We start from the raw sequence: 5,969 nt of genomic DNA, 5'->3' as shown, positions 1-5,969 counted from the left end.
CTCGGCGCTGGGTTCGGTGCCGTCGGCGATCATGCGGCTGGCGCTGCGCAGCGACTCCTGCAGCTGGCCCGGGTCCATGTCTTCGCTGCTCAGGCGGGTAGCCACGCGCTCGCGCAGCTGGTCGCCGATGTAGTCGCTGACCGCCTTCCATCCCTTGCTGTCGGCCACCAGCTTGTCGGCGGTGAGCATCTGCTGCTGCTCGGGCAACCACACAAAGCGCGCCACCAGCGGCTCGCCATGCGCACCCCCGGTGTAGCGGCTGCCATCGGCACTGATCACCACCAGCTGCGGGGTTTCCAGCACCTTCTCGAAGCTCAGCGACAGCTCGTAGGGCATGGTCGGCTTGTCGTTGCCGAGGCCGTCCACGGCCTGCTGCAGCTCGCCGCGCGCCGCGCTGGCATAGTCGGACAATGCTTTGGCCAGGCCCGGGTACCGCGCGATGTCGGTCGGGTAACTGATGCCCACCACGGCCTGCGGCGTGTTTTCGATCACGTCGCGCAGTTCCACCGGCGCCGCCACGTCGGTCGGCGTCTCGATGTTGGCCGGCTGCGCCGCCGTGCTGTCATCGGCCGGCCGTGCCGCGGTATCGGCGGCGTCACGCTTGCAGCCGGCCACCAGCACCAGGCCCACGGCCAGGACCAACGCGCTGGCGCGCAGCGCGCGACGGTTTACTACGATGTTCATTGCAATCCCCTTGTTGAAACCCAGCATGATGATCGGTCGTCCCTGCGAAACCCCCTGCCGCCGTCAGCCGGCCAGCAGGTCGTCGTATTCCTCATGGCGTTGCATGAAGGCTTCGGCATAGGCACACGCCGGCACCACCTTGTATTTGTGTTCGCGCGCATAGCGGAGCGCCACCTTGGTCAACTCCCCTGCGATGCCACGCCCCTCGATGGGCTCGGGCACCTCGGTGTGGGTGATGACCATGCGCTTCTGTCGTTTCAGCGACTTGATCTGGTAGTCCAGCAGCGCCAGATGCCCTTGCACCCGGGCCTGGAACCGGTGGTGGGCCAGATCGTGCTCCACCTCGTATGCCAATCCGGGCGGGGTGACCGAAGCCATGGGCGGTGTCTCCTGCGGCAACTGACGCGATAGTGCGCAGCGTAGCGCCATGATCGCGTGAAGTCTGAACAGGGGCAAGCAACGACGCGGAGCGTCACAAACCGTCCTAAAGCTCTGCCGATTCAAGCCGATATCGATAACGGACAGGGCGTGAAAGCTGGCACGAGTTTTGCGACACCTGCCTACCCGATCGTGCTCCACAAGGAGGTCCACATGGACAACGCACCTACCTCCCCCGCACCTGGCGATGCCGACAGCTCGCTGCTGGAAGGCTTGTTCCAGCTGGCCGTGAATGGCCAGACCCAGAGCTGGGAATTCGACCAGATCGACAACGAGGTCTACGCCCGCCTGCTCAGCGCCTACGGTGCGGAAGGCAAGAAGGCCGCGTAAGCGGCCTGTGTCACGACCAACGGTCGTGACCTACCCCGGTGACGGCGAGCCGCCCGGGTCCTCGCGTTTCGATCCACGGCCGTGACCTGCCGCCGGCTGCCGGTGACCCCGGTCCCGGCAGGTACCGACCGTGGGTCGGTACCGCAGGCGCAGGCTCAGCCCAGCGGGCGGAAGCTGGGGTTGCTCAGCTCGCGCAGGAAGTGCTCGAAGATCGCCGGGCGCATCGCCAGCAGGAAGATCACCCCGAACGCGGCACCGGCCAGGTGCGCGCTGTGGTTGATGCGATCACCGCCGCGCTTGTCCATCCAGATGCTGTAGCCCACGTAGAACACCGCGTAGAGGATCGCCGGGGCCGGGATGAAGAACACGAAGATCACGCTCCACGGGCTGAGCAGGATGAAGGCGAACAGCACCGCCGACACCGCGCCCGACGCGCCCAGGCTGAGGTAGTTCGGGTTCTTCTGGTTCTTCAGGTAGCTGGGCAGGATCGACACCACCAGCGCCCCGAGATAGAACGCCGGGTAGGTCAGGTAGCTGCCGGTCAGGTTGACCATCAACGACTCGATCTGGCCGCCGAAGAAGAACAGCGTGATCATGTTGAACGCCAGGTGCGCCAGGTCCGCATGGATGAACCCGTAGGTCACCAGGCGGTCGTACTGGCGATGGCGGTCCACCGCCGGCGGCCACAGGATCAGGCGGTCGCCGAGTGCACGGTTCTTGAAGGCCATCCACGACACGATGACGGTGATGGCGATCAACAGCAGATTGACGGGGGTCATGTCAGGGCTCAGGCCGTACGGTAGTTGTCGACCATACGATAGCGCCTGGCATACCAACCAAAGGCCAACGCCGCCAGGAACGCGAAACCGGCGAAGAAGAACATCAGGAAGGCCGCCTCGCTCAAGCCGGTACTGGCGATCTGATGGGTGACCGTGTCATTGCGCACCGCGGCGTTGGACAGCAGCACCCACAGGTTGCCGATGGTGGTGGTGAGGTTCCAGAAGCTCATCACCACGCCCTTCATCGCCTGCGGGGCCTGGCTGTAGGCAAATTCCAGGCCGGTGGCCGAGACCAGCACTTCGCCGAAGGTCAGCAGGGCATACGGCAGCATCTGCCAGAAGATGGACATGACGTTGCCGCCATCCATCATCACCTGGATGCCGCCCACCACGATCCAGGCCAGGCCGCTGAAGGCGATACCGGCGGTCATGCGGCGCAGCGCGGTCGGCTCGAAGCCGAAGCGGCGCAGCGTCGGGTACAGCACCAGGTTGTTGAACGGAATCAGGATCATCACCAGCAGCGGGTTCAGCGCCTGCATCTGCGAGGCGGTGAACCAGGACGGCATGGCCATCTGCTGGCCCTGCAGCACCCAGGTGGAGGCCTTCTGGTCGAACAGCGAGAAGAACGGCGTGGTCAGGGCGAAGATCACCAGCACGCGCAGTACCGAACGCACGCCCTCCACGGCCTCGGCCGGGTGCACCGCCCGGGCGCGGTCCAGCTGGATCCAGGTGCCACCGCCGATACCGGCCAGCAGCAGGACCAGCGCGATGCACAGGCAGATCACGATGCCCAGGCTACCCACCAGCCCCATCGAGGCAACGGCCAGCACCGCGCCCAGAATGGCCAGGGTACGGCCCGGCCGCCCCTTGCCCGGCGCGTGCGCCGAGAGCGCCGTGCGCACCACGTTGCCGAACGAATGCGGGTCCTTGGGCGGCAGCGGCACCAGCACATAGCGCTTGCGGCCGAGCCAGAACACGAAGGTGGCCACGAACATCAGGATGCCCGGGATGCCGAACGCCCACTGCGGGCCCAGGTTCTTGAGGGCCAGCGGAATCAGCAGCGAGGCGAACAGCGAACCGAAGTTGATGATCCAGTAGAAGGCATCGAACACGATCTTGGCCAGGTGCTTGTTGCTCTGGTCGAACTGGTCGCCCATGAACGAGGCCACCAGCGGCTTGATCCCGCCAGCACCCAGCGCGATCAGCCCCAGGCCGACGAAGAAGCCCTGCCGGCTGTCTTCAAACACCGCCAGGCAGGCGTGGCCGGCGCAGTAGATCAGGCTGAACCACAGGATGGTGTGGTACTTGCCGAAGAACTTGTCGGCCAGCCAGCCCCCGAGCAGCGGGAAGAAATACACGCCGATCATGAAGCTGTGCATGATGTCCTTGGCCTCACCCGCGCGGCCTTCGGCGGTGATCTCCTGCAGCAGCAGCGAGGTGATCAGGAACTGCACCAGGATGTTGCGCATCCCGTAGAAACTGAACCGTTCGCAGGCCTCGTTGCCAATGATGTACGGAATCTGGCGCGGCATTCTTCCCTTGCCTGCGCTGGCGGCTGCGATCGTGCTCATCCTATGGGGCTGTCCTGCGAATACGAAAGGGCGCGAGCTTACCGGAACCCCTACCCCCACGCACGCTGCGCCCCTACATGACAGCGCGCCACGGACATGGCAGGCGTGCGTTCAGAACGCGGCGAAGGTCACGAAGCGTCGACGGACAAAGCGTAAACTTATCGTTATGCGCATGATCTCCACTGCTGTCACGGGACGTTGGCCGGGCTGGTTGTTGCTGATGCTCTGGGTCGCCTCGGCGGCGCCGGTGCAGGCGCGCCAGGCCGACCCCGCACCGCGCCTGCTCAAGGTGGCCACGCTGGAGCTGCCCACCCTGGACGAGGGGCAATGGGAACAACGCCGCGACCAGGTGCTGCAGATGCTGGAAACGCTGCAGCCGGACGTGATCGCGGTCCAGCGCGTCATGCAGGCGCAGGGCCGCAACCCCGCCTGCTGGCTGGCCACCCGGCTGCGCTACAGCTGCGACTTCGTCACCGCCGATCCGCCCAGCCAGGCCTTGCGGCACGGCAGCGCCATGCTGACCCGGCTGCCGGTCAGCGAAGACGGCGTCACCCTGCTGCACCCCCCGGGCCAGTTCAGCGCTGCCGGCATGTTGCGGGTGAAGCTGCAGGAAGAGCTGATCAACATCTATGTGGCACGCCTGCGCCCGGACCCCGACGAACCCGAGGTGCGCCGTCACCAGAGCAGCGACCTGATGACCTGGATCGGCGCCACCGCCGAAGGGCTGCCGTCGTTGATCGCGGGCGACTTCTCGGCCGACACCGCCGAACTGGTGCGTAGCGCCCCCGGTTTCCAGCCTGCGCGGCGCAATCCCGGTGAGCGGGTCGATCCGCCCTCGGTGGCCGGCAGCGCGCGCGGCCATGGGCTGGACGTGCTGTTCCAGGTCAAGCATTTCGAGGGCATTGGGCAACAGGCCCTGAAGCTGCCGGCCGCCGACGGCGCCGTTCCCGACAAGGGCGCACTGCGGCTGGGGGTGATGGCCACGCTGCGGCTGCAGTCGCCGGTGCCCGCCAGCGCGCCCTGATTCGACACACAGGGCGACCCAAACGAAAACGGCCAGGCATCGCTGCCTGGCCGTCTTGTCATGCTACCGGGGCATCGCTCAGGCGATCGCGGCCTGGTAACGACGCTCGACTTCGTTCCAGTCGACCACGTTGAAGAACGCGCCGATGTATTCCGGGCGACGGTTCTGGTACTTCAGGTAGTAGGCGTGCTCCCAGACGTCCAGCGCCAGGATCGGCGTATTGCCGTCCATCAGCGGGCTGTCCTGGTTGGCGCTGCTTTCCACCACCACCTTCTTGTCGGGGGTGACGCTCAGCCATGCCCAGCCGCTGCCGAAGCGGGTCAGCGCGGCCTTGGTGAAGGCTTCCTTGAACTTCTCGAAGCCACCCAGCTGCGATTCGATCGCCTTGCCCACGTCGCCCACCGGAGCGCCGCCGCCATTGGGCGACATCACGGTCCAGAACAGGCTGTGGTTGGCGTGGCCGCCACCGTTGTTGCGCACCGGACCCTGCAGGTTTTCCGGCAGCGACTTGGTCTTCTTGACCAGCTCTTCGATCGGCAGGTCGGCGAACTCGGTGCCTTCCAGTGCCGCGTTGACGTTGTTGATGTAGGTCTGGTGGTGCTTGGTGTGATGGATTTCCATCGTGGCCGCGTCGATATTCGGCTCAAGTGCGTCGTAGGCGTAGGACAGCTTGGGGAGGGTATAGGCCATGTGGTTCTCCTGGTAGCTCACTCACCCGGCGAAGACCGGGCGTTGCGCTGACGATGATGGGGATGGCCGACAAGCTTACCAAGGCCCATGTAAAGGAAACTTGGTCCTGCGCATGCCGCTTCTACACACGGTGTTACGCACCGGTGACGGCAGCGCGCGGCGCTGTTCGGCTGCGCCTCATCGCCGGATGCGCGCTTGGCGGTACAGTAGCGGCTGTCTTCCCTGGCCCGCCCTGCCCCATGCGCAAGCCCCTTCTGTTGCTGGTTGCCATCGTGCTGCTGATCGGCGGCCTGGTTGCGGTCAAACTGATGCAGCGCCCGCCGCCGCCGCAGTTTGCCCCTTCGTTGTCGCAACCGATCGAGGCCGCGCCGGCGGCTGCGGCAGCGCGCACGCCCGTGGGCGACCCGCTGCCCCCGTTCCTGCCGGCCGAGGCACGCGCCACCATCGCGCTGA

At 65.9% G+C, this 5,969-nt stretch carries 7 protein-coding genes and 1 pseudogene; 3 read left to right on the top strand and 5 right to left on the bottom strand.

Going from position 1 to position 5,969, the window contains the following annotated elements; translation table 11 throughout:
• Together DBR34_RS18630 and DBR34_RS18625 are read right to left on the bottom strand one after the other, a co-directional pair.
• Positions 1-684, bottom strand: a 684-nt coding sequence (locus DBR34_RS18630; protein WP_146186886.1) for a DUF4163 domain-containing protein, incomplete at its 3' end; no start/stop codon positions are given.
• A 63-nt stretch (positions 685-747) separates the two neighbouring features.
• Complete coding sequence (locus tag DBR34_RS18625) at positions 748-1,062, bottom strand: GNAT family N-acetyltransferase (protein WP_128097880.1); 315 nt, start codon at positions 1,060-1,062, stop codon at positions 748-750.
• Between the two features lie 213 nt (positions 1,063-1,275).
• On the opposite strand from DBR34_RS18625, the gene DBR34_RS21545 reads away from it, so the two are divergent.
• Positions 1,276-1,452 (top strand): hypothetical protein, encoded by a 177-nt coding sequence (locus tag DBR34_RS21545; protein WP_181394068.1) that lies wholly within the window; start codon positions 1,276-1,278, stop codon positions 1,450-1,452.
• Between the two features lie 155 nt (positions 1,453-1,607).
• Here DBR34_RS21545 and DBR34_RS18620 read toward each other — a convergent pair whose 3' ends face one another.
• Entirely contained in the window at positions 1,608-2,231 is a 624-nt protein-coding gene (locus DBR34_RS18620) for a rhomboid family intramembrane serine protease (protein ID WP_128097879.1), read from the bottom strand.
• A gap of 8 nt (positions 2,232-2,239) precedes the next feature.
• Positions 2,240-3,802: an oligopeptide:H+ symporter gene (locus tag DBR34_RS18615; RefSeq protein ID WP_128097878.1), complete on the bottom strand. Its 1,563-nt coding sequence runs from the start codon at positions 3,800-3,802 to the stop codon at positions 2,240-2,242.
• 220 nt (positions 3,803-4,022) lie between these two features.
• Between DBR34_RS18615 and DBR34_RS18610 the strand changes: the two genes are divergently transcribed.
• The gene (locus tag DBR34_RS18610) at positions 4,023-4,826 is read left to right on the top strand and encodes an endonuclease/exonuclease/phosphatase family protein (RefSeq protein ID WP_128097882.1); all 804 of its coding nucleotides are present in this window, start codon (positions 4,023-4,025) and stop codon (positions 4,824-4,826) included.
• A 78-nt stretch (positions 4,827-4,904) separates the two neighbouring features.
• Here the strand turns inward: DBR34_RS18610 and DBR34_RS18605 are convergent, their stop codons facing one another.
• Positions 4,905-5,516 carry a superoxide dismutase gene (locus tag DBR34_RS18605; protein ID WP_038692027.1) on the bottom strand — a complete coding sequence of 204 codons (612 nt, stop codon included), beginning with the start codon at positions 5,514-5,516 and terminating at the stop codon, positions 4,905-4,907.
• A gap of 239 nt (positions 5,517-5,755) precedes the next feature.
• Between DBR34_RS18605 and DBR34_RS23985 the strand changes: the two are divergent.
• Positions 5,756-5,969 (top strand): annotated as a pseudogene (locus DBR34_RS23985) (ribonuclease); the annotation flags it as partial.

It is taken from the genome of Stenotrophomonas sp. HMWF003 (assembly GCF_003061285.1).
Classification (GTDB): Bacteria; Pseudomonadota; Gammaproteobacteria; order Xanthomonadales; family Xanthomonadaceae; genus Stenotrophomonas; species Stenotrophomonas maltophilia_AP.
Note: the sequence above shows the minus strand (reverse complement) of the source record. Positions and strands in the feature narration are given on the sequence as shown.